This window comes from Xanthomonas campestris pv. asclepiadis, from assembly GCF_020784175.1.
Taxonomy (GTDB): domain Bacteria; phylum Pseudomonadota; class Gammaproteobacteria; order Xanthomonadales; family Xanthomonadaceae; genus Xanthomonas; species Xanthomonas campestris_D.
The window spans coordinates 18582-41420 of sequence record NZ_JAJGQM010000043.1 but is presented as its reverse complement, the minus strand read 5'-3'; the positions used below and the strand labels follow the sequence as shown (position 1 = coordinate 41420).

Sequence of the window (22839 nt, the reverse complement as noted above, 5' to 3'; positions counted from 1 at the left end):
CTTCGTCAACCCCTCGTGAAGAGGAAGTTGCCGCCGCCGCACTTCAATCTGCCGAAGCATCTTTCCGTGTAACGAGCTGCCCATCATAGCCGGCTTTTCCGTTTCGTCAACACCTTGTGATGTTTCCGATTCGCCCCGTTCGTTGTTGCGGTGCTTCGAGAAGCGCCGCCGTCCTGAGCGAGGCCGCGCAGTTTATCGAGACTGTGCAGAAGTGCAAGCACTTTTTGACACTGGCATGACAGGGGCATCATTGCGCCCATGCGCGGGCCCTGATTCCACGCACTATGCGGTGGATCGGGGCTGCTCTCTCCATCTAAGACACGGCACCGCGTGTACCCGGTAAAGCAGCGCTTTCCATGCAGACAAAGACTGTCGATAGAGCGCCAACCACACAAGGTGCAGTGGTATCGATCCTCGGCGCGCTCGGTGAGAATGCGTGCACTAGATAGAGAGCTCACGATGCCTCCTTCCCGCAGCCTGCTTCGCGATCTGTCCCTGCCTGCGATTGCCGCGGGCTTTGTCACGGTGTTGGTGGGCTTTGCCAGTTCTGCGGTGATCGTGTTCGAGGCGGCGCGTCACCTGGGGGCGGACCAGGCGCAGATCGCTTCGTGGATTTGGGCGCTCGGCATCGGCATGGGCGTGACCTGCATCGGCCTGTCGCTGCGCTACCGGGTGCCGGTGGTGACGGCCTGGTCCACGCCGGGTGCGGCCATGTTGATCGGCAGTGCGGCCGGGGTGCCGTTGCGCGAGGCGGTCGGTGCGTTTGTGGTGGCTGCGGTACTTGGCACGGCGGCCGGCTTCTCGGGATTGTTCGAGCGGGCGATTCGGCGCATTCCGATCTCGCTGGCCTCGGGCATGTTGGCCGGGGTGTTGTTGCGCTTCGGGCTGGACCTGTTCGTGGCGATGCAGAGCCAGGCGTTGCTGACGCTGGCGATGCTGGCAGCCTATCTGGCCGGGCGACGCTGGTTTGCACGCTATGCGGTGATTGCGACCTTGCTGGTCGGCGTGGCGATTGCGGCCGGCAGCGGGTCGATGCAGTGGAGGAGCGTGCAGCTTGAACTGGCCCACCCGGTGCTGGTGGTGCCGTCGTTGTCGTGGGCGGCGTTGTTCGGGCTGGCGATTCCGTTGTTCGTGGTCACCATGGCCTCGCAGAACGTGCCGGGCGTGGCGGTGATCCGCGCCTCCGGCTACAGCGTGCCGATCTCGCCGACGATCGGCTGGATCGGGGTGGTCAATACGCTGCTGGCGCCGTTCGGTGGCTATGCCTTGAACCTGGCGGCCATCACCGCGGCGATCTGCATGGGCCGCGAGGCGCACGAGGATCCGGCGCGGCGTTACACCGCTGCGGTAAGCGCGGGCATGTTCTATGTGCTGATCGGCGTGTTCGGCGCGACCGTGGCGGCGGTGTTTGCGGCCTTCCCGCGCGAGCTGGTAATGGCGATCGCAGGGATCGCCCTGCTGGGCACGATCGGCAACAGCCTGGCGGCGGCCCTGCAGCAGGACAGCGAGCGCGAAGCGGCCTTGATCACCTTCCTGGTGACCGCATCGGGGCTGACGCTGGGCGGGATCGGCGCCTCGTTCTGGGGCCTGGTGGCCGGAACGGTCACCTTGTTGGTGTTGCAGCGGCGGGCTTAGCGACCGTCAAACCGCCAGACGGGCGCGCGGTGCCCGGAATCGGCATCAATTCCTGCGGGGTCAGACCTTCGGATTCGGCCATCGACAACCGCTCCTTGACCGCGCGCTCGACGCGGACCAGGCCCACGCGGAACACGTTCTGTATCACGCGCAAACTGCGGTTCCTGTGCGCCGTCCGCACCCACCTTACGACTGCGCGCCACGTTTTACTGGCCACGCTTAGCTGCGGCAGGCCATCCGGTTGTCGACCGGGCTTATTCGGGATCGCGTAGCTGCAACAACCAGTGGGCAGTGACGCCATTGGGGCTGGGCAGCGGTTCGAGATGGAACTGGCGGTAGACCGGCGCGCTGTCCTGCGAGCGCAACGGCAGGGTGACGTAGGCGGCGCGCCCTTGCCGCAACGCGTCTTCGAGCAGTTCCACCTTGGGCGGGGCGGCATCGCTGGCCAGCAGGGACAGGATGTCGCAACCGATCAGGTCGGCCACTTCGGTCTGGCTGAGCTCTGCGAAGGCCGGGTTGACGAACATCAGCCGGTGCGCGGCCGTGCCACGTTCAATGATGGCCACGCCATCGCGCAGGCGCGAGAGCGAGGCTTCGAGCAGGGTGAAATCCTGTTGGAAGCGCTTGCGCTCCATCAGTTCGATCAGCACGCGCAGGCTGCGCGCCGATTCCAGGTGCAGCGGCGACCAGCGCCGCGCGCGACCGCGCACGGTCTCCTGCCAGAGGTCGAAGCTCTTGCGTGGCGACAACCGTGAGTTGGGGATGTCCGCCAGCTTGGCCAGCTGTGGATTACCAGCCCATTTGACCTGCTGCACCTGCTCGCGGCGGGTCCACAGCAAGGCGCTGCGCGATTGCGGCATCAGCGGCACGAAGATGAAGCCGGCGGCCAGCGGGGCAAGGTCGGCCAGCTCGGGGAACACCTCGCCGATCGCATCCACATGCAGGGCGCCGACCGCGTCTTCGCGCAGGGCGTCATGGTGTTCGGATTCGATGTGGTCGCGGATGCGGCGCAGCGCGGCCGCGTCCGGGGTACTGCCATGCCGGCTGATCTCGCTGCCGTGGAAAATCGCCACGCCATCGGCGTCGACCACGTCCATCAGGTCCGGCGCCATGTCGGCGAGCATTTCCACGGTCATCTGGTCGGCGTCGTTGAAGTCGGTGATCAACTTCTCGCGCACGGTGAGCAGCACCGATTCCATGTGCGCACGCGCCACCGCCTGCAATGCGCCGATACGCCCGGCCAGCGCGCGGGTCACCGCATCGGTGGCATCGCGCATGGCATGGCTGGTGAAGTGCGGGCCGTAGTGGTGGCAGGCGATCAGCCCCCATAGTGCATCGTTGACGACGATCGAGGACACCAGCGTGGCGGTCACGCCCATGTTGGCCAGGTATTCCAGATGCACCGGCGAGACGCTGCGCAGGCTGACATCGCTCAGATCCACCGGGGTGCCCAGACGCGGATGCAGCGTGGGTTCGATCGGCGAGGCCCGATAGCCGACATCGGCGATCTGGCGGACGCGGTTGCGCAGGTACAGCGCGCGCGCCTGGGCCGGGATGTCGGTGGCCGGGTAATGCAGGCCGAGATAGGCGTCCAGCTCGGGTTGGCGCGCTTCGGCGATGACGTCGCCGTTCCACTCTTCATCGAAGCGATACACCATCACCCGGTCGAAGCCGATCATGCTGCGCAGTCCCTTGGCAGCGCGCACGGCGGCTTCGGCGATGCCGGGATCGCGCTCAATGCTGCGCAACAGCGGCAGCGCTTCGCGCAGGGTGACGTCCATCAGGCGTGCGTCGCGCGGCTCGATTTCGACCAGCCATTGCTCCGGATACAGATGCCAGGCGGCCACCCACGGGTGCTCGGTCGGCGCTGCGCGCCGGGGGAAGCGCACATCGGCATGCAGCAGGTGCTGCGCTTGGTCCTCGACCACGAACGGCTGCTCGCCGGGCAGTTCGAGTACTTGCGTGTACGGCATGCCCAGCAGCTCGGCCAGCGGCACGCCGAGCAGGTCGGCGGCGGTGGTGCTGGCCTGCACGATGCGGCCGTCGGCCGGCTCGATCACCAGCAGCACGCCGTACGGCTGGATCAGGCCGGGGATATGGATCGGCTCACGCGCGCAGACATCCATGTCCAGGGGTTCGGTAGGCTGATTCACGCGCGCGGCTCCGCTGCAAGACAGGTGTGGAAGTGGACAAACATGCGCTGCGCGCCGTCGATGGCGGCCTCGCGCGCGGAAGCAGTGTCGAGGCGTTGATCGAGCACTGCCTGGAAATGGCGCCAGCCGGCCGGATCGTCGTTGGCCAGTTCGAAGTACCGCAAGGCGTCAGCCAGCGCAGGCTGCTGCTTGCGCAAGATGCGCGCGATCATCCGTCCACCCAGTTGCGAGCCTTCGATGACGTAGAGCATGCCCCAGCGCGCGGCATCGCTGCCGGCGGTGGGCGCTGCGATGGCTGTCTGCGGTTGCTGGCCGAGCGTGTGCAGGTCCTCGCGCAAGGCCGGTACGCGGCGGCGATACTGCCAGCCGCTGCCGGTCAGGGTGCTGAGCCAGTCGCCCAGTTGCACTTCGAAGCCGGCCAGCAGTGCATGGTGCCGGCGCAGGATCAGCGCGTAGGCGGCGCAATCGACCCGCCCCTGCCCCAGCGCCTGCATCAGCGGAACCGTTTCGACCAGGCGATGGGTGTCCTGCGTGGCATGGCGCAACGCGAGCGCAGCCGAGGGCGGAACAGCCAGGGTGTCAGGACACATAGGGAGTCGAAGCGGTGCGGCAGCACGGAGTGCATCAGCCTAGCAGTGACTGCGCAAATCAGATAAAGCGGGCGCGAGCACAAGCTGAATAGGTTGGCGTCAGCCTTGGACGGCGGGGGCCGCGCCGGCACCCCGCCCTGCCCGCTTCCAGGCCATGACCCAGCCTGCGGCCAGCAGGAGACCCGCCAGCAACCAGGGGGCGCCAGGCAGATGCAGCGGTGCGCCGCGACCGATGAACCAGGCGAACACGTTGGCAAACAACAGCGGACCGGCGATGCCGGCCAGACTGACCAGGCTGGTCAGCGCGCCCTGCACGCGGCCCTGCGCATCGGCGCCGACCTCGCGGGTGATCAAGGCCTGCGCGGCCGGTGCGGCGATCGCCCAGAACGCGCTGATCGGCACGCCGACCAGGAACGCGGCGCCGCTGTCGGCCAGCCCGTAGATGACGAAACCGACCACCCCGCAGCCCAGGCCCAGCAGCAGCGCACGGCGTTCGCCCAGCCAGCGCACCAGCCGGCCGACCAGCAGCGCATTGACGATGATGCTGCACACGCCGACGCCGGCCAGCACCCAGCTCACCTCGCGCGGGCCCCAGTGATACTGATACCCGGCGAACAGCACGAAGATGCTGGGATAGACGTAGTGCGCCAGGTTGGCCAGAAACACCACCGAGGCCAGGCCGAACACCTGCGGATAACGGCGCAGCAGCTTGAGTGCGCCGAGCGGGTTGGCATGGGACCAGTCCAGGCGTGGCGTGCGGCGTTCGGCAGGCAACGATTCGGGCAATACCAACCAGCCATACAGCACGTTCAACAGCGCCAGCCCGGCGGCAAACCAGAACGGCCAGCGCAGGCCGATGCTGCCCAGCCAGCCGCCGATCAACGGGCCGGCGACAAACCCAATACCGAACGCCGCGCCAAGCATGCCGAACGCGCCGGCGCGTTTGTCGGCCGGGGTGACGTCGGCGATGTAGGCATTGGCGGTGGAGAAGCTGGCCGAACACACCCCGGAGATCACCCGCGCCAGCAGCAGCATCGGCAGGGAATGGGCGACGGCCATCAGGATGAAATCCAGGCCCAGCCCCAGGCACGAGAGCAGGATCACCGGGCGGCGGCCGTAGCGGTCGGACAGGGTGCCCTGCAGCGGCGAGCAGACAAACTGGATGGCGGCAAACAGGAAACCGAACCAGCCGATCCAGCCGGCCGCGACGGCGTAGTCGCCCCGGGTGAACTGGCGCACCAGATCCGGCAGCACCGGAATGATCACGCCGAAGGACAGCACGTCGATCAGCACGGTGATGAAGATGAAGATTAGCGCGGCGCGGCGCCGGCCCGTGGCAGGAGCGGATGCGGAATCGGGAGAGATGGACATCGCGCGGCACGCAGGGGCGAAGCGGCGAGTGTAGCGGCGGATTGAGCGGTGGGGATGAGCTTACCTACCCTCATCCGCCCTTCGGGCACCTTCTCCCGAGGGGAGAAGGGAAGCGCTTGGCCTGTGCATCAGAAGAGCCTGGTCTCTGCGTCCAGCGCAAGATCATTGCGATGTCGTTCAAGCCCCTCTCCCGCCGGAAGAGGGGTTGGGGTGAGGGTACGGGGGGCGAAACCACATGTGCACTCAAACTCCACCAGGCTTCGCGCGTACCCTCATCCGCCCCTTCGGGGCACCTTCTCCCGGTGGGAGAAGGGAGCATCTCTGCCTCTTACTGTCTTGGGGAAAGCAGCGCGGGCTCTGCGCGTGCCTTGGGCGAATCTTGCGCTTATTCGACGCTGATGGTCTGGGTCAGCGTGTGGCTGGCGCCGGGGGCGAGTTCGATCACGTCCGGGCCGGCATTGGCCGCTTCCAGGCAGACGTAGTCGCGCCAGCCCTCGCCCACGTCGGCCATCTTGGCGGCGGCTTCTTCGCCCGGGTTCCAGGCCACCAGCGAGCGGCTGCCCTGGGTGGCGATGACGATGCGACGGCCGAGCACAGGGTCGGTCAGGGTGTAGCGGCCGCCGGCGTTGGTATAGATGCGGTCGCTGCGGCCGGGATCGCGTGGGTCGCGCAGGCTCCAGTCGCCCTGCTGGCGATGGGCGGTGGCGTAGTTCTCGTACTTGTCGAGGTAGTCCAGCCCGTCCAGGCCCTGCACGCTGACCTTGAGCGCGTCGCCGACCCGGAAATAGTTGTGCAGCGCCTGGGTGAAGCGCACCGGGGCAGGACTGGTGTTTTCGGTGATCAGGCGTTGTTCGAGGGTGCGGCCGATACGCAGGGTCATGCGCAGGCGCAGCGCCAGGTCATCGAAACTGGGCGGGGTCAGCGTGAGCACCAGGGTGCCGTCGTCCTCGCGCCGGCTCTCGGTGAGCTGCCAGGGCACGGTGCGCACAAAGCCGTGCGCAGGGACCTCGCCGGTCTGGTCCTGGCGGCCGAAGTATGGCCAGCACACCGGGGCGCCGCCGCGGATCGGGGTGGGCGGCTGCTTGGCGGTGGGCGACAGCCACATCACGTCCTGCCCGCCCTTGGGCACGAACGACAGCAACTGGCCGCCGAACAGGCTGATGGCGGCGGTGGAGAACGGGGTGTCGATCAACAGCGAGGGAAAACCATGGAAATCGCCTGTGCGCAGGCCGGTGAGGTCGGACATGGGGGGTGCCTTCTGGACGATGGGGGATTGGGCGAATGCGGGATAGGCGGCCGGCAGCTTGAACGCAGTGGCGCGGACGGCGGCCGCGCCGGTGGCCGGCGGGGCGCCGCGCAGGGCGGTGAGGATGCGTTGCCCGGGGCGACCGTCGGCCGGTTGCAGGCCCAGGCGGGTCTGTTCGACCTGGATGGCGCGCCGGCTGGCGGTTCCGATCATGCCGTCGGCCTCGCCGATCAGGTGGCCGCGAGCCAGCAGCAATTGCTGCAGTTCGCGCCGTTCGGGCCGGCCCAGGCCGGGGTCGTCGGTGGGCCAGGCGGCGACCAGGCCGGCGCCGCCGCGCAGGCGGTCGGCGAGCAAGGCGATCGACAGCGCGTAGCTTTCGGCGGCGTTATAGGTGTAGATCGCGTCGTAGTTGCGGAACACCAGGAATGCCGGGCCGGTCGCGCCGGCCGGCAGCAACAGGGCAGCGGGGGCGTCGGCGGGCAGACCGGTCGGCGCCAGGGCCTTGCCGTCGGTGCCGAGCAGCCCTGCGTTCTGCCAGGCCTGCAGCGGCTGGCGCCGGGTGCGGCCGGCCTTGCTGGCATCGAAGCCGGCGGGCAGGCGCACTTCCATGCCCCAGGGACGGGCGCGCTCCCAGCCGGCCTTGACCAGATAGTTGGCGGTGGACGCTAGCGCGTCGGGAATGCTGGCGACTAGATCACGGCGGCCGTCGCCGTCGCCGTCCACCGCGATGCGGGCATAGGTCGAGGGCATGAACTGGGTCTGCCCGAAGGCGCCGGCCCAGGAGCCGGTCAAGCCATCCGGCGACAGGTCGCCTTGCTGCAGCAGGCCGAGCAAGGCGAGAAATTCGCCACGGAAGAACGGCTGGCGGCGGCCGGCGCACGACAGCGTGGCCAGCGAGACCAGCAGCGGGCGCTTGCCGGTGACGCGGCCGTAGTCGCTCTCCACGCCCCAGACCGCCACGATGGTGGCCGGATCGACGCCGGTCTGTTCGGACAGGCGCGTGAGCAGGTCGCGATGGGTGACCAGCATCGCCCGGCCGTCGGCCACGCGCTGGCTGTCGACCAGGCTAGCGAGGTAGTCCCAGATCGGGGTGGTGAACTCGGGCTGGGCATCGAGCAGCGGCAACACGCTGGGGTCGGGCGCCAGGCCGGCGGTGAAGCGCTGGAAGTCGGCGGCCCCCACGCCCTTGGCGGCGGCCTGGGTCTGCAGGCCGGCCAGGCAGCGGTCGAAGGCCGGATCGGCGCAGGCGATCAGCGGCAGCAGCGCCAACAGCGCGGGCAGGACGCGCCGGGACCGCATCACGGCGCGGTGGCCGGCGTGTGGACGGAAGTCATGCGGTGGAGCGCTCCTGCGGCAAGTCGAGCCGACGAGGATAGCCAACCTGGCGGGTTGCAGGCGTACAGGCGTACAGGTGGCGATGTCGCCGCATCAGGGTGCGCTGCGCTCGTCGGTGGCGAAACGCGGGAGTGACTATACGGCGCGCTTTTCAAACCGGTGAGCGCAGCGAAGACGCTATCTGACCCTTTTAGGTGATGACCTTTTAGGTGATGACCTTTTAGGTGATGACCTTCCAGCGAGCGATGTCGCGTGCCGAGGCCGAGATGTCGAACCGGCGCGCCTGGTGGATGTGCTGCGGCAGCCCAGCGGCGTCGATCGCCGCGCTTAGCTGCCGTCGCCGGTGATGCCGGTCAGCAGTGACAAGGCCGGGCTGGAGGGACTGGTGTCGGACACACGGCGGGCGCGGGCCTTGCGTGGGGCGTCGTGGCGGGGACCGAACCAGATCAGTGCAGTGGCCAGGCACGCCGGCAGCACGATCGCAAACACCGCGATGGCCACAAGCACCCACTGCCAGAGATTGAAGGTTGCCATGATCGTGTCCGCCCCGCGGCGAGCTCCGCCGAGGCGGCAAGCTTCCGGGATCGGCTGCGAACGTGATGTCGAGAAAACACGGCTGTGCCTGCCGTTCGTCGGAACGAACGGGGTGCCATCGCCAGCGTCAGATCACACTGGCGATGGAGCCAATCCCGGGTGATCGCGGCGGCAATACGGCGCACGGATCGCCCTGCACGATCGCCGCACCGGCCAGGCTCCGCCAGCGCGCGCAGCCACTGGGTCCGTCTGGCACCCGGCGGCATCAGGCAAACCGCTCCAGCAGGAACGCGACGAAGCTGCGTACCGTGACCGAGCGCCAGCGGGTCTGGGGATAGAGCACGCTTAGCGGACGGTGCAGCTCCTGGTCCTGGAACAACCGCACCAGCCGGCCCGCTTCGACATCGGCATGCAGCAGGAAGGCCGGCTGCAGGACGATGCCCAGGTCCTGCAAGGCGGCCAGGTGCAGGGCGGCGCCGCTGGTGAGATGCAACTGCCCGCGCGACAGCGGGCCAATGCGCTCGCCGGTGTAGTCCTGCCACTGGCCGAGCGCCTTGGCATCCATCCCCAGGCATTGGTGCCGGGCCAGCTCGGCAAGCCGTTGCGGGGTGCCGTTGCGCTGCAGATAGGCCGGCGTCGCGCAGCACCACAGGCGATAAGGCTGCAGCGCGCGCGCCACCAGGGAGGACTCGCCCAGCGCCCCGATGCGGATGGCCACGTCGATGCCCTCCTCGACCAGATCCTGCACCCGATCGCTGAGCTGCAGATCCAGCCTCACCTGCGGATGACGTTGCAGGTACTCGCCAAGCACCGGCGTGAGCCCATAGGTTCCGAACGACACCGGCGCGGCGACCCGCAACGGCCCGGCCGGTTCCAGGCGCTGACTGTCGGCTTGCAGCTCGGTGTCGGCGACCAGCTCGAGAATTTCCCGGCAACGCCCGTAGTAGGCCTCGCCAAACGCGGTCAGCCGTTGCCGTCGGGTGGTCCGCACCAGCAACTGCAGACCGAGGCGTTGCTCCAGGGCGCGCAGGTGGTTGCCTGCCATGGTCGGGGAAATGCCGTGGGCCTGCGCCGCTGCGGCGAGGCTGCCGCCGTCCACCACGCGGACGAACACCTGCATGCTGTCCAGCAGATCCATTCACCACTCCTGATTGCCAATCAACACAGGATATCGGCGTTTATCTCGGCTCGATAACTGATCAGGCTAAGGCCCCCCTCAGACGGATGTTGTCAATGGATCTGCAATTGCGTGACCACACGGCATTGGTGACCGGCGCCAGCACCGGTATCGGCGCTGGCATCGCCCGCGTGCTGGCGGCCGAGGGTGTACAGGTGGCGATCACGGCCCGCCGCGCCGACAGGCTGGAACAGCTGGCCAGCGACATCGCGGCACAGGGGCACCCGCGCCCGCTGGTGATCCCCGGCGACATCACCAGCGCGACCGAGATCGCGCGCATCGCCCGGGACGCCAGCCAGGCGCTGGGCCGGATCGAGATCCTGGTCAATACTGCCGGCGGCGCACGCCCGGTTGCGGTGGAGGCCAGCGATGCGGTCTGGGAGGAAGCCTTCGCGCTCAATTTCAGCAGTGCCCGGCGCATGACCCAGGCCCTGCTGCCCGGCATGCGCCAGCGGCGCTGGGGCAGGATCATCAACTTCAGCGGCAGCATGGAACCCCGCGAGGTCAACGGCGCCGGCGCGGCGAAGGCAGCGCTGCAGTTCTGGGCCAAGGGAATGGCCTCGCAGCTGGCGGCCGAGGGCATCACGGTCAATACCATCGCACCGGGACGCATCAACTCCGAACAGGTGCTGGACACGCTCCATCCCACGCCGGAAGCGCGCCAGGCCTTCATCGCGCGCCACGTGCCGATCGGCTATTTCGGCGAACCCGACGACATTGCTCATCTGGTCGCCTATCTGGCCTCGCCACTGGCACGCTATCTGACCGGTGAGGTGATTGCGGTGGACGGCGGCCTGCACGCCTTTGCCCACTAGCAGGACCGGCTACCGGCGTAGTCGAGGACCGATGGGGGTCTGGCAAGCTGAGGTCGGCCGCAGCGTCCAGAGCGCTGGCGCCGCCGCGTGGTGCCGGCACACAGGTGCCGACGCGCGTTGGGCGTTGCCGTGTCCTGGTGTCCCGGCAGCAACAGTGCCGGGCGCTGCTCAGCGCGCGTCGAGGTAATACCACTGGCCGTCTTCACGCACGAAGCGGCTGTGTTCGGTCATGCGCACTGCACTGCCGCCGCCGATGCGGTAGCGGGCCAGAAACGCCACCTCGGCCGTGTCGGTGCCGGTGACGATGGCGCGTTGCACGGTCAGGCCAAGCCAGGTGGTGCGGCCGCCCTCGTCCAGCGACAACGCGGGTGGGCGCGTGGACGGATGCCAGCTGGCGAGCAGGTACGCCACATCGCGGCGGACATAGGCGCTATAGCGCGCACGCATCAGGGTCTCGGCATCGGGCGCGGCCGCGCCGGCGTGGTATTGCCCGCAGCACTGCGCGTAGTCGGCGGCGCGGCCGCAGGGACAGGGATCGGTGGGAATGGAGGTCGGCATCGGGCGATTGTGCGGGAATTGGGAATTGGGAATTGGGAATTGGGAATTGGGAATTGGGAATTGGGAATTGGGAGTTGGGAGTTGGGAGTTGGGAGTTGGGAGTTGGGAGTTGGGAGTTGGGAGTTGGGAATTGGGAATTGGGAGTTGGGAGTTGGGAGTTGGGAGTTGGGAAGTGGGAAGCGGGAAGCGGGAAGTGGGGAACGGGGTTTCTGCGCGTTTATGCTGTCGCCCCCGTCGTGCGGAGCGCCGCCTTGCTGGACCTGATTCCCACCGAGTTGCCGTGGCTGCTGTGCATCGCCTTCGTCGCCGGGCTGGTGGATGCGGCGGTCGGCGGCGGTGGCTTGATCCAGCTGCCGGGACTGTTTGCGACCCTGCCGCAGCAGGCGCCGTCGCTGATTCTGGGCACCAACAAGTTCAGTGCGATGTTCGGCACCGCTGCATCGGCCTGGCGCTATGCGCGCAATGTGCGCTTTCCGTGGCGGCCGGTGCTGTACGCCACGGTGGCGGCGTTTACGTTCTCGTTTCTCGGCGCGACCGCAGTCAGCCTGATGCCCAGGCAGGCAGTGCGGCCGCTGATCCTGGCGCTGCTGATCGCGATGCTGGTCTACACGCTGATCAAGAAGGACTTCGGTGCGCTGCATCGGCCACGCCAGATCGGCCGGCGCGAACTGGTTTCCTGATCTTCCTGTTCATCCGCTTTTTCGGGCTGGACTTTCTGCGCGCCTCGGCCGCGGCCAAGGTGGTGAACCTGGCCACCAACCTGGCGGCGCTGTCGTTCTTTTTGCCCAGCGGCCAGGTGATGCTGGCGATCGGCATCCCGATGGCAGTGGCGAACGTGGCCGGTGCAGTGGCCGGTACACGAATGGCGTTGCGCGGTGGCACGCCGCTGATCCGCAAGTTGTTTCTTGTGTTGGTCATCGTGCTGATCGGCAAGATGGGCTGGGATCTGCTGCGTTGACGACCGCGAACCAGACCGCACCGCATCGAACGGCCACGCGGCGCGCACTGCCCGCAACCATGCACACCGACCCTCTCGACTGGCCCTTGCCCGCCCACCAGCGCGGGACCTTACGCGGCATGATGCCGCGTAAGAGCTTACAAGGACGTACTTGCAGCGTGTCCCGCGCTGGTGGGCGGGCAAGGGCCCTGCGGCCAAGCTACAGATCAGCCGACTGCGTACAGTTTTGTTGGCGACTCTTAGTCGCTTAGAAATCCATACTCAATGTTGCCGACAAGGTGCGCGGTGCACCCGGGTAGTTGGTGGTCTGCGTCACCGGTTGCTCGATGTAGAACCGGTTGGCGACATTGCGCAGCATCAGCGCCAGTTGGTAACGGCCGCCGAAGCGGTACGCCGCCGAGGCATCGAAACGCGTGTAGCCGGCAATGCGGTAGCTGTTGGCGAGATCTCCTTCGCGCTCGCCCACATGCACCGCGCCGGCGCCCAGGGTCAGGCCGTACAGCGGCCCGCTGGCGACGTGATAGGTGCTCCACAGACTGGCGCTGACGCGTGGTACGCCGCGCAGGCGGTTGCCGGCCGGGATGACGGTATCGCGGGTGACCTGCGCATCCAGATAGCCGGCGCCCAGAATCAGCCGCCAGTTGCGGGTGAGCTCGCCGGTGATGTCCAGCTCCAGCCCGCGCACGCGTTGCTGGCCGGTGACCAGCACGAAGCCATCGTTGTCCGGATCGCTGGTGGCGACGTTGTCCTTGGTGATCTGGAACGCGGCGGCGGTGGCGAGCACGCGGTTGTCGAACAGCGCGCCTTTCAGGCCGAGCTCGTACTGGCGGCCGGTCTCCGGTGGTGCGCTGCCGCCGGCAAACAGGCTGGCGCTGCGGGGTCGAAACGAGGTAGAGGTATTGGCGTACAGCGACAGCTGCGGCGCCGCCTTCCACACCACGCCGATGCGCGGCGAGGCGCGCCGGCCGTCTTCGCGGGTGCGCGCGCCGTTGTCGATGGTGGTCTGCTGCACGTCGTCCCAGCGCACGCCGGCCAGCACGTCCCAGCGCTCGCCGATGCTGATCTGGTCCTGCACATACAGGGCGGCATAACGCGCATCGACGTCGATGTCGCGGGCCGGCACATAGGTGCCCGGCAAGGCGCCCTGCACCGGAGTGCGCACGCTGATGCGGGCCAGCGGCGCGCGCGCTTCGTCGGTGTGGCGATGCGCATCGACGTACTCGGCACCGGCCAGCAGCTGATGGCGCAGCGGGCCGGTGGCAAAACGCGCCAGCGCTTCGGTCTGCGAGGTCGTGGCGCGCACCTGCTGGTCCTGGCGCACGGCGCGGCGCTGCAGGAAGGCGCGGTCGGTGCTGAAGCCGGTGAAGTCGGCCACGTCGCGGCCGCTGTCGCCGTCCTGGTGATTGAGGATCTGACGCAGCGTCAGCCAGTCGGTGGCGTCGTATTCGATGCGGCCGCGAGCCGTGGTCGCGCTGCCGTGATTGCGCGACCATGGCTCGCCGAAGCTGCGCTGCGCCGGGCCACGTACCACCCCGTCGATGGCGACCAGGCCGCGATCGCCCGGGCTGGTCTGGCGGGTGTATTCCAGATCCAGATCGGCGCGCAGCTGCGCGTTCGGCCGCCAGGCCAACGAGGGCGAGACGAACACGCGATCGCCATCGGCCTGCGCGTCCCGGAAGCTGCCGGTCTCCTGCGCGGCGGCGCTGAGCCGTGCCGACAGCGTCGGGCTCAACGGGCCGGTGACGGTTGATTGCACGCGGCGCAGGCCATGTTCGGCCACCTGCACCGATGCGTTGCCGCCGAACACCGCGTCCGGGCGCAGCGTGACCAGATTGATCACCCCGCCGGGTTCGCCGCGGCCGTACAGCACTGCGGCCGGACCCTTGAGCACTTCCACCTGGGCGACATTGGCCAGATCGCGCACGGTCTCGGTGAAGTTCTGCGCCGGGTTGAGCAGGATGCCGTCGACCGCATACGAAGACGCCTCGAAGCCGCGGATGACGAAGGTTTCTGAGCGATTGCCCTGGGTGCCGCCGGGCTGCACGTTGGAGACATTGGCCACCACATCAACCAGCCGGGTGAGTTGCTGTTCGTCGATCACCGAGCGCGGCACCACCTGGATCGCCTGCGGAATGCGCTCCACCGGCGTCTGCGTGCGGGTGGCACCGGCAGCCTTTTCCGGCCGGTACAGGGCGCGCTTTTCGCTGACCACGATGGCATCGAGCAGGCTGGCCTCCTGGGCGGAGGCCGGCAATGCAGCAAACAGGGACACGAACAACAGGTGGCGAGGCGCAGACAGTGGGGTCATCGGGATCTTCAGCGAGAGATGGGCACACTGGCGGACACATCCGGGCCGCTAATGATAACGATTCTTATCTGCACGTGCCGGCTTGCGGTGCCCTTCTCCGCGACGCCTGCGACCGCAGCGCGGTGACGCAGGCATCCAGGTGGCGCGCTCAGCGTTTTCCGCGCGGCTTGCCTGCAGATCCGCGCGTGGGCGCAGGACGTGCCTTGGCTGCGGTTTTGGTTGGCACGGGCTTGGTTGGCACGGGCCTGGCCGCGCTGCGCGCCGCAGTTGTCCTGGTTGCCTTGGTTGCGCCACCCAGCGAAGTGGTGGCGCGCTTGGTCGCCACCGTCGATTTGGCAGCAGGCTTTTTCGGCGCTGCCGCTGTTGTCGCGGCTTTGTTCGGCCTGGCAGTCGGTTTGGCGGACGCGGTCGCGCGCCTGGGTGCCGTCCCGGTGTTTGCCGGCGTCCTGGCCGGTTTGGTCGGTGTTGCCGACTTGCGCGCGGTGCCCGCTGCAGGCGATGCACGCCTGGTTGATGCAGGTTTGGCTGGTACAGGTTTGGCGGACGCGGCCTTGCCCGCTGCGGTCTTCGCCGCTGCGGTCTTCGCCGCTGCCGACTTGCCTGATCCCGCACGTGCGCTGGCAGCGGCTGTTTTTGATGGCTTCGGCGCGGCTTGAACAGCCGGCGTCGATGCCGGCGCGACCTTGCTGGCGCGCTTGCTCGCCCCGGCTGCTACGTCGTCCTGTGCAGGGACGTCCTGAAGTGGCGCGCCCTCAGCGCCAGAGACAGGACCGGTGCTGTCCGCACGCGTTTGGCCCTGCGTCGAACGCGGTGCATCCTCGCGCTGCGCAGCACTCACCGCCTGTTCCGTCACCGCTGCAGCGGCCTCGTCCCCGCGCGAGCGCTCGGGCAACTGGAGTCGCTGTGCCTGCGCGTCGTATTCGATCAGCAGCACGCCGGAGTTGTGCCGGCCGCTGATTTCCACAAAGCAGGCACCGCCGATGAACGGCTCCAGCGTCATCACCGATTTCAGCGGTGTGGCCACCACCATCTGGAAACCGAAGTTCTCGAAGATGTTCATTGCCAGCGCGGTGAATTCGTTGTCGGCCTTGTCGAAGGCTTCGTCCAGCACCACCGCGCAGTAGCGCGGCAGTTCGCCGTCTTCGCCACCGAGCTGGTAGCGCAATGCGGCGGCCAGGCAGGTGGTTGCCAGCTTCTGGCGTTGACCACCGGACTTGCCGGCGCCGCTGCGGTAGATCTCCACCTGCGCGCGGGTCTGTGCGTCCAGTTCGACACCGATGAATTCCACATGCTGGCGCACGTCCAGCACCTGCTCGCGCCAGCGGCGTGCGTCCGGTTCCTGCGCGCCCAGGCGTGCCACCAACGCGCGCAAGGTGGAAAACTGCGCTTCGGCCAGTGCGCGGTCTTCGGTCTGTTGATGCGACAGCACCGCACGCAGCTGTTGCTGGAATTCCTGCACCTCGCCCAGGCGACGGTCGCTGACCTCGATGGTCAGCAGCGTGCCGCGATTGAACGGCACCTGCTCCAGACTGGCGTTGACCTCGTCCATGCGCTGCTTGATGCCCTTGTGGGCCTCGGCGGTATGGCGCTGCAGGGCCAGCAGATTGTTCTTGCTCTGGGTCTGCAGCAGGTCGAAGAAGCGGTGCTCGTGGCGCGGCAGGCCATCGCTCTCCAGGCGATCCAGCCGCGCGAGGAAATCGTCGGCACTGGCCAGGCTTACGGTGAAATCGCCGCTGTCTTCCGGCCACTGCTGGCAGTACTTGCGGAAGCAATCGAGCAGCTGCGCGCTGAGCCGGCTGTCGCGGCCCTGGCTCTCGGCCAGCTGCTCGGCCAGGCCGCGCTCGACCACGCGGAAATGCGCTTCCAGGTTGTCCAGCGACAGCGGTGCCAGCGCCGCCAGGCGTTCGCGCAGGCCCTGCAGCTGGGTGGGCGTGAGCGCGGCGGTGCCGGCACGGCTGGCGCAGGCGGCGTGCTGCTGTTCGAGCCGGACCCGCTCGCGCGCCAGCTGTGCGCGCTCCAGCCGCACGTCCTCGTAGGTGCGCTTGGCCTGGTCGCGCAGGGTGCGTGCGGTCTCGATCGCCTGGCCGAGCGCGCGCAGGCCGCTGTTGCCTTCGCGCAGCTGCTGCAGCTGTTCGTCGATATCGCTCAGGCGCTGCAGCTTGGGGCCGACATCGATCTCGTCCCAGTCGCGCTCCACCAGCGTGTGCGCGGCCAGCTGCCGTTCCTGGTCCTGCTCGCGCTGCTTGCGCAGCGCGGCCACGTCGGCATCGCAACCGGCGATGCGCTGGGCCAGCGTCTGCGCTTCGCGCTCGAACACCTTGAGCTTGTCGCGGTTGTCGTGACCCAGCAACCAGCGCTTGCGGTCGTTGACCGCGTGGCGGTCGTCCTTCTCATAGCGATCGCCCGGATGCTTGACCTGCCCTTCGCGGGTGATGGCGCGGTCGGCATTGCGCAGCGCGGCGGCGTTGTCGACGCATTCGTAGTCGAAGCGACGCATCAACTCGTTGCGCAGCCACTCGGTGAAGGCGTGCTCGCGCAACTGCAGCTTGCCCGGCAATGCACGCGCATCCGGCGTGCGCGCATGCAGCGCATCGTTGCGACGTACCCGGAAATACACCAGCCGCGTGCCGAGCTGGGTGCGGTTGACCCATTCGCTGACCTGCGCGTAATGGCGGTCATCCACCAGCAGCGACTGCGCGAAACCGCTCAGCACGCGCTCGATCGCACCGCGCCAGGCTGATTGATCCTCGCGCACCTGCACCAGTTCGCCGACGAACGGCAGCGCGGCTTCGGCAATGCCGGTGTCCTCGCACAGGCGCGCACGCAAGGCCTGCATCGGTGCCGGCATGCTCGATGGCGCGCGCTTCAACGCCTCCAGTTCGGCGCGGATCTCGGCAAAGCGCCGCTCGTCGTCGCGGCGCGCGCCCATGCGCTCGGCAATCGCCTCATCCAGCGCGCTGGCGTCGTGCTTGCCGTTCTCGAGCACGGTCTGGGCATGCTCTACCTGGGCGGCAAAGCCGCTGGCGCCTGCGGCCAGGGCCGTGCCGAGCTGGCGGCAGGCCTGTTCGATCTGCGCGCGCCGCCGCAGACGCTCGTCGCGCTCGCGTTCGACCCGTACGCGCTCGCGCTCCAGTTCCTCGATCTGCTCGCCACCGGCGGCGCGTTGTTCGCGTTCCAGCCCGGCCAGTTTCTGTTCGTGATTGTCCAGTGATTCACGCCGCTGGCCTTCCTCGCCGGCCAATCCGCGGTCCTGGCTGTCAAGCTCCTGCAGACGCGTCTCCAGCAAGGCCAGACGCTGCTGTTCGCGATAGCTGTCCACACCCAGCTGCAGCTCGCGCAGCTCGCCGACGCTGTGGCGCAAGGCCATCAGTGCCGCATGGTGTTCGCGTGCCGGGCTCAGCGTTTCCACCTGGCGCCGTGCGGTGACCACCGCATGATGGGCGCCATCGAGTTCGGCGAAGTCTTCCACCAGCCGGTCGGCGGCCTCGAACGTGCGCGGCTCGTCCAGCATGAAGCCGCGCAGGAACACGTTGAGATCGCCCAGGTTCTTGGCCGACTGGGTCTTGTGCAGCAACCGCAACGCCATCTCGTTGCCGATGCCCAGCACATGCCGGAAACGCTCCGCGTAGCCGGCGAAACCGTCGAAATGCGCGACCTCCTCGCCCAGACGCGCCTTGAGCTTGCGCAGGTCCAGGTCGAAGCCATCCAGCTCGCTGGCCACATCGAAGCTGCGCGGCGCGACCATGTAATGACGACGCACATCGGCCGCGGCATTGCCGCTGCCGGCGATCCAGAACAGGCGAATCAGGCTGACCGTCTCGCCATGCGCGTTGCGGTACTCCAGCACCAGCGCCGACCAGGTGGCGCCCTTGCGCAGGTACTGGGTGGCGATTTCGCCCGAAGCGCTGTCCTGCTGATCGGCCCAGGCACCACGCACATACGACACCAGGCTGCGATCGCGCCCACTGCGCTCGGCCTCGCGTGCGGCGGCGTTGAAGTCGACGATGCTGGGCGGGGTCAGCAGTGCCGACATCGCATCCAGCAGGGTCGACTTGCCCGACCCGGAGCGCCCGACGAACAGGAAGCCCTTCTCGGCGATCGGTACCTCGGTCAAGCCATTGAACGTGCCCCAGTTGTGCACCTGCAAGCGCCGCATGCGGAACTGCTGCGCGCGCTGCTCGGCAAGCGAATCAGTGAACAGGGACGCGCCCGGCTGCGCCGGCGACAGGTTGGACTGGGAATTCATGGCTCACTCACCAAAACGGGATGACGGGTAACGCTGAAGACGAATCACATCACGCATGTTTGAAGCGGGGTGTTGCTGGACGGCATGGACTGCGGTGGCTGACGGTGATTGGGGACGTCCCTTCGCGGCCTGGGCCGCTCCTACGTGGCGCGATGGTCTGCGTCGACATGGGCGATGACCAGACCGCGTGCCATTCGATGAGGGGAAGCTGATGCCGCAGTGCCACCCATGAAGAAAGTCGCTCGTGTTCGTCAGGGCGTGAGAGTTGCCGACGTTCATCGCGCACCGCGGCGACACGCACTCCAGACGTCACATCTCCAGGCATTGCGATCGGCCGTCCCCTCATCCGCCCTTTGGGTTCCTTCTCCCGATGGGAGAAGGAACTTAGTCGAGCGCGACGTCTCCCTCGCGCAAGCCGCGATACGCCACCACCAAAGCCTGCACGTCCTCGGCCGAGAACAACAACTTCAGCACCGGCGAGACCTCATAGCGCTCTTCGCTGCCGCGCAGGCGCGACAGCAACTGGTTGTCGCGCATCTTGCCGATCGCCGTCATCACCCGTCGTGCGAATCCCGCGCGGTCGGTGGACACGTTCTTCTCGTAGACCGACAAGGCCTCCACCAGCTGTGCCTCGTCCACCACCGCACGCTCGCCACGCGTATCGGCCTCGGCCAGTTGCTGACGCAGGAACAGCAGCAACACCGACTCGATAAAGGTCAGCGGCGCGCTGCGCAGCAGGGTCGGCGATTCCAGCTCGGCGGTGTCGGCCTGGCGGGTGAAGGCCACCCCGCCCTCGCGGTCCAGCACCAGCTCCAGGAACAGCTCGCACAACACCTGGCGGATCGACGCTTCGTTGCGCAGCAGCGCAGGCCACAACGCACCGTGGCGTTGCGCGTCGATGCTGGGGCCGGCCAGCAGCTGGCACAGCGCGCGCCGCGCATCGAACGGCAGCGTGCCGGTGTCGCCCAGAAACAGCTCGCCGCGCGGCTGTGCAGGCGATGGCTCCGTCAGCGGCATGCGGCCGGCATCGGCCGACGCGCCGCTGTCCTCGTCCGCATCCAGGCGGGTGTCCTCAGACCAGTTCATTGCGTTTCTCCCGGGTGAACCACACCAAGGGAATGCGCGCGCGCCGCAGCGCGCCGTCGCCGCCTTCCCATTGCACCGTTTCCATCTGTCCGTCGATCACCACGCCGTGGCGGGTGCCCAACGACAGGTAGCCGATCACGCTGCCCAGGCCCTGCACGGCCGGGCGCTGCTGCAGCGCATCGCCGATGGTCAGGCGCGGGCGTTGACCGAGCAGTTCGTGCAGGTCGCGGCGCAGGCTGCGCACGTCGATCTCCGATTGCGCGACCAGATCGCCCACGCTGTCGAGCGAGATGTCCGCCGCATCGGCGGCCTGCACGCGGCCATCGACCTGGGTCAGGCGCGGGTCGTGCAGGCGCCATTGCGACAGCGACCGCAGGCGGGCAGCGCTCAACGCCTGCGTGTAGCCGGTGGCGGCGGTGGCGTGCAGGCTGTCGCGCAGCTGCAGGGCTTCGCCCTGCGCCTGCCTGAGCAATTGATTGAGCCGGCGCTGTTCCAGATAGCCGCGGCTCTGCACGAAACCGCGCAGGCTGCGCGCGAAGTGCTGCATCACCGTGTGCACCTCGCCGCCGCGCTCCAGCAGCGTGCCGGTCAGCCCGCGCAGGAAGGCGCGCTCGCGCCGGTCCAGCTTGCGCGCGAAGCCGCGTGCCAGCAGCGCATCCAGCGCCTGATCGAGCTGGCTGCTTTGCTGGGTGTCGTTGAGCAGGCTCCAGAACGCCTCGAAGGTGCGCCCGGCCTCGCTGTCGGAGATCACGTCCACGCCGTTGAACAGCTGCTCCAGCACGTCGCCGCGCGCGCCCTCGTCGTCGATGATGCGCTCGCGGAACTGGCGGTTGAGCTGTTCGAAATCGTCGCGGACGCGATGGAAATCCTCGGCCAGCTCGTCGGACAGATGGATCAGGTCGCGGGCGCGCTCCAGCGCGCGCTTGCCGTCGAGTGCCGCCACGCGGCCCGAGGCCACGCGTTCGATCTCGGCATCGATGCGCGCGCGTTCTTCGCGCAGGGCGGCCAGGCGCAGCTCCGGGTCGGCTTCGGTCTGGCCCGCCAGCTGCACCAGCTGCTGGATCACCAGCGACAGGCGGCTTTCGGTGGCGCTGCTGCTGCTCTCGCGCAGACCGACGATGAAGCGGATGGCCTGGGTGGCCGCGCGCGACAACTCGTATTCTTCTTCGGCCGCGCCTTCGGGCAGGCGGCGTTCCAGCCAGCCCTGCGCCAGCCAATGCGCCAGATAGGCCTGCGCGGTACGCGGCAACTCGCGCGAGAGTTCGTCGGCGCGCAGCGCGTCGAGCTGGCGCTGCAGACGCTCGTGCAGCACGGCCGCGGGCAGGCGGCGTTCGCCGTCCAGCAACACCGTCTGCAGCAGGCCGATCAGCTCCGGCGCGTGGTCGGCGGCCAGCAGTTTCCACACCGGCTGCTCGCGCAATTGGCGATAGCCGGCGATACGTGCCTGGTGCTTCATGGCGACGGCAACGGCTGCCTCAACGCTTGCCGCCCACTTCGATGAACTGCAGGAACTCGGCGCGGGTGCGCGCGTCTTCGCGGAAGCTGCCCAGCATCTTGGAGGTCACCATGCTGACGCCGCGCTTGTGGATGCCGCGGGTGGTCATGCATTCGTGCGAGCCTTCCACCACCACGCCGACACCGCGCGGCTGCAGCACGTCCTGGATGCACTGGGCGATCTGCGCGGTCATCTTTTCCTGCACCTGGAAGCGCCGCGCATAGCTTTCCACCACGCGCGCCAGCTTGCTGATGCCGACCACCTTGCCGCGCGGCAGATAGCCCACGTGCACCTTGCCGATGATCGGCGCCATGTGGTGCTCGCAATGGCTTTCGTAGGAGATGTCGCGCAGCACGATCAGCTCGTCGTAGCCGGCCACCTCTTCGAAGGTGCGTTCCAGGTATTCGCGCGGTTCTTCGCGGTAGCCGCTGAACCAGTCGCCATAGGCTTCGGCGACCCGGCGCGGGGTATCCAGCAGGCCCTCGCGGGCCGGGTCTTCGCCGGCCCAGCGCAGCAGGGTGCGCACGGCATCTTCGGCCTGGGCCTGGGTGACGGGGGAATCGGGCTGGTCGGACTGGCTCATGCGCAGGTGCACCCAAAGGGGGCGAGCATGGTACCCGAGGACGGGCCGGCCGCCCCAGTGGCGGTTGCGCCGGCTTGCCCGGGTTCAGTGACTATTGATTCATTGTTGAATTGATAGCATCCTATCTATTATGACGAACAGCGTTCTCTCTTCCCGTGCCCAGCTCAGCTCCGGCCTGCTGGTCGCCGCTCGCCAATGGCAGCGGCTGGCCGACCAGGCATTTGCCGACTTCGGGCTGTCCAGCGCCTGCACCGGGCCGTTGTTGATGATCGGCCGCTCCGGCGGCGGTATCCGCCAGGTGGCGCTGGCCCAGCAACTGGGCATGGAAGGCCCCTCCCTGGTGCGGCTGCTGGACAAGCTGGCCGCGCAGGCGCTGGTACGCCGGCAGGCCGACAGCAGCGACCGCCGCGCCAACCAGCTGTGGCTCACCGACGCAGGCCAGGCGCTGGTCGGGCGCATCGAGATCCGCCTGGATGCACTGCGCGCAGAAGTGTTTGGCGCGCTCAGCGAGGCGCAGGTGCAGGTGGTGCTGACCTTGTGGGAGCAGATCGCGCAGGCGCACGCGCGGCTGGGCCAATCCGACCCGAGCGGCTGACGGAACGCGGCAAGCGGCCGTGCGGCAGCAGCCGACAGTGCGGAGGCATCGTCCCCATGCGTGGATCGTGCCGCTTCCGCACTGGCCGCGCCGGCCTGGCGGCCACGCAGCAGGCCTGTTGGTCGCCATGCGCGGTGAGCGTGCAAGGCGGCGT

General features: G+C 68.0%; 15 protein-coding genes, 1 other RNA gene and 2 pseudogenes. 5 read left to right on the top strand and 13 right to left on the bottom strand.

The window, feature by feature from the left end; translation table 11 throughout:
- The first annotated feature begins 459 nt into the window (after positions 1–459).
- Complete coding sequence (locus tag LL972_RS16965; protein ID WP_228328588.1) at positions 460–1635, top strand: benzoate/H(+) symporter BenE family transporter; 1176 nt, start codon at positions 460–462, stop codon at positions 1633–1635.
- Here the strand turns inward: LL972_RS16965 and LL972_RS16960 are convergent.
- Positions 1604–1789, bottom strand: coding sequence for a hypothetical protein (locus tag LL972_RS16960; protein WP_228328587.1), 186 nt, complete (start codon positions 1787–1789; stop codon positions 1604–1606). The two genes, LL972_RS16965 and LL972_RS16960, sit on opposite strands and share 32 nt — an antisense overlap.
- Between LL972_RS16960 and LL972_RS16955 the strand changes: the two genes are divergently transcribed.
- A non-coding RNA gene (locus tag LL972_RS16955) (sX9 sRNA) lies at positions 1775–1850 on the top strand. The two genes, LL972_RS16960 and LL972_RS16955, sit on opposite strands and share 15 nt — an antisense overlap.
- A gap of 39 nt (positions 1851–1889) precedes the next feature.
- Here LL972_RS16955 and bphP read toward each other — a convergent pair.
- From bphP to LL972_RS16925, 6 genes are all read right to left on the bottom strand, one after another.
- Positions 1890–3788, bottom strand: a complete 1899-nt coding sequence (bphP, locus tag LL972_RS16950) for a bacteriophytochrome BphP (protein ID WP_228328586.1) — start codon at positions 3786–3788, stop codon at positions 1890–1892.
- Positions 3785–4378, bottom strand: coding sequence for a biliverdin-producing heme oxygenase (locus tag LL972_RS16945; RefSeq protein WP_228328585.1), 594 nt, complete (start codon positions 4376–4378; stop codon positions 3785–3787). Before LL972_RS16945 ends, bphP begins: the two co-directional genes overlap by 4 nt.
- 99 nt (positions 4379–4477) lie before the next feature.
- Complete coding sequence (locus LL972_RS16940; protein WP_228328584.1) at positions 4478–5749, bottom strand: TCR/Tet family MFS transporter; 1272 nt, start codon at positions 5747–5749, stop codon at positions 4478–4480.
- Between the two features lie 385 nt (positions 5750–6134).
- Positions 6135–8294 carry a lytic murein transglycosylase gene (locus tag LL972_RS16935; protein ID WP_266104672.1) on the bottom strand — a complete coding sequence of 720 codons (2160 nt, stop codon included), beginning with the start codon at positions 8292–8294 and terminating at the stop codon, positions 6135–6137.
- 363 nt (positions 8295–8657) lie between these two features.
- Complete coding sequence (locus LL972_RS16930) at positions 8658–8864, bottom strand: hypothetical protein (protein ID WP_228328582.1); 207 nt, start codon at positions 8862–8864, stop codon at positions 8658–8660.
- A gap of 265 nt (positions 8865–9129) precedes the next feature.
- Entirely contained in the window at positions 9130–10002 is an 873-nt protein-coding gene (locus tag LL972_RS16925) for a LysR family transcriptional regulator (protein WP_228328581.1), read from the bottom strand.
- A 95-nt stretch (positions 10003–10097) separates the two neighbouring features.
- Here LL972_RS16925 and LL972_RS16920 point away from each other — a divergent pair, with 95 nt between their 5' ends.
- Positions 10098–10856 carry an SDR family NAD(P)-dependent oxidoreductase gene (locus LL972_RS16920; protein WP_228328580.1) on the top strand — a complete coding sequence of 253 codons (759 nt, stop codon included), beginning with the start codon at positions 10098–10100 and terminating at the stop codon, positions 10854–10856.
- A gap of 168 nt (positions 10857–11024) precedes the next feature.
- On the opposite strand, the gene LL972_RS16915 is transcribed toward LL972_RS16920, so the two are convergent.
- Positions 11025–11414: a YchJ family protein gene (locus tag LL972_RS16915; RefSeq protein WP_228328579.1), complete on the bottom strand. Its 390-nt coding sequence runs from the start codon at positions 11412–11414 to the stop codon at positions 11025–11027.
- A gap of 251 nt (positions 11415–11665) precedes the next feature.
- On the opposite strand from LL972_RS16915, the pseudogene LL972_RS16910 reads away from it, so the two are divergent.
- Positions 11666–12372: pseudogene (locus tag LL972_RS16910) on the top strand (sulfite exporter TauE/SafE family protein).
- Positions 12373–12619: 247 nt separating this feature from the next.
- Here LL972_RS16910 and LL972_RS16905 read toward each other — a convergent pair.
- The 5 genes and pseudogenes from LL972_RS16905 to folE form a co-directional block, all read right to left on the bottom strand.
- Positions 12620–14680 (bottom strand): TonB-dependent siderophore receptor, encoded by a 2061-nt coding sequence (locus tag LL972_RS16905; protein WP_228328578.1) that lies wholly within the window; start codon positions 14678–14680, stop codon positions 12620–12622.
- A gap of 852 nt (positions 14681–15532) precedes the next feature.
- A pseudogene (locus LL972_RS16900) lies at positions 15533–18926 on the bottom strand (ATP-binding protein); the annotation flags it as partial.
- A 384-nt stretch (positions 18927–19310) separates the two neighbouring features.
- Positions 19311–20012: a DUF4194 domain-containing protein gene (locus LL972_RS16895; protein ID WP_228328576.1), complete on the bottom strand. Its 702-nt coding sequence runs from the start codon at positions 20010–20012 to the stop codon at positions 19311–19313.
- Complete coding sequence (locus LL972_RS16890; protein WP_228328575.1) at positions 19999–21468, bottom strand: DUF3375 domain-containing protein; 1470 nt, start codon at positions 21466–21468, stop codon at positions 19999–20001. The genes LL972_RS16895 and LL972_RS16890 overlap by 14 nt, the downstream gene beginning before the upstream one ends.
- Positions 21469–21487: 19 nt before the next feature.
- Entirely contained in the window at positions 21488–22090 is a 603-nt protein-coding gene (folE, locus tag LL972_RS16885) for a GTP cyclohydrolase I FolE (protein WP_016902173.1), read from the bottom strand.
- 130 nt (positions 22091–22220) lie between these two features.
- Between folE and LL972_RS16880 the strand changes: the two genes are divergently transcribed.
- Positions 22221–22685 carry a MarR family winged helix-turn-helix transcriptional regulator gene (locus LL972_RS16880; protein ID WP_228328574.1) on the top strand — a complete coding sequence of 155 codons (465 nt, stop codon included), beginning with the start codon at positions 22221–22223 and terminating at the stop codon, positions 22683–22685.
- Positions 22686–22839: the final 154 nt, after the last annotated feature.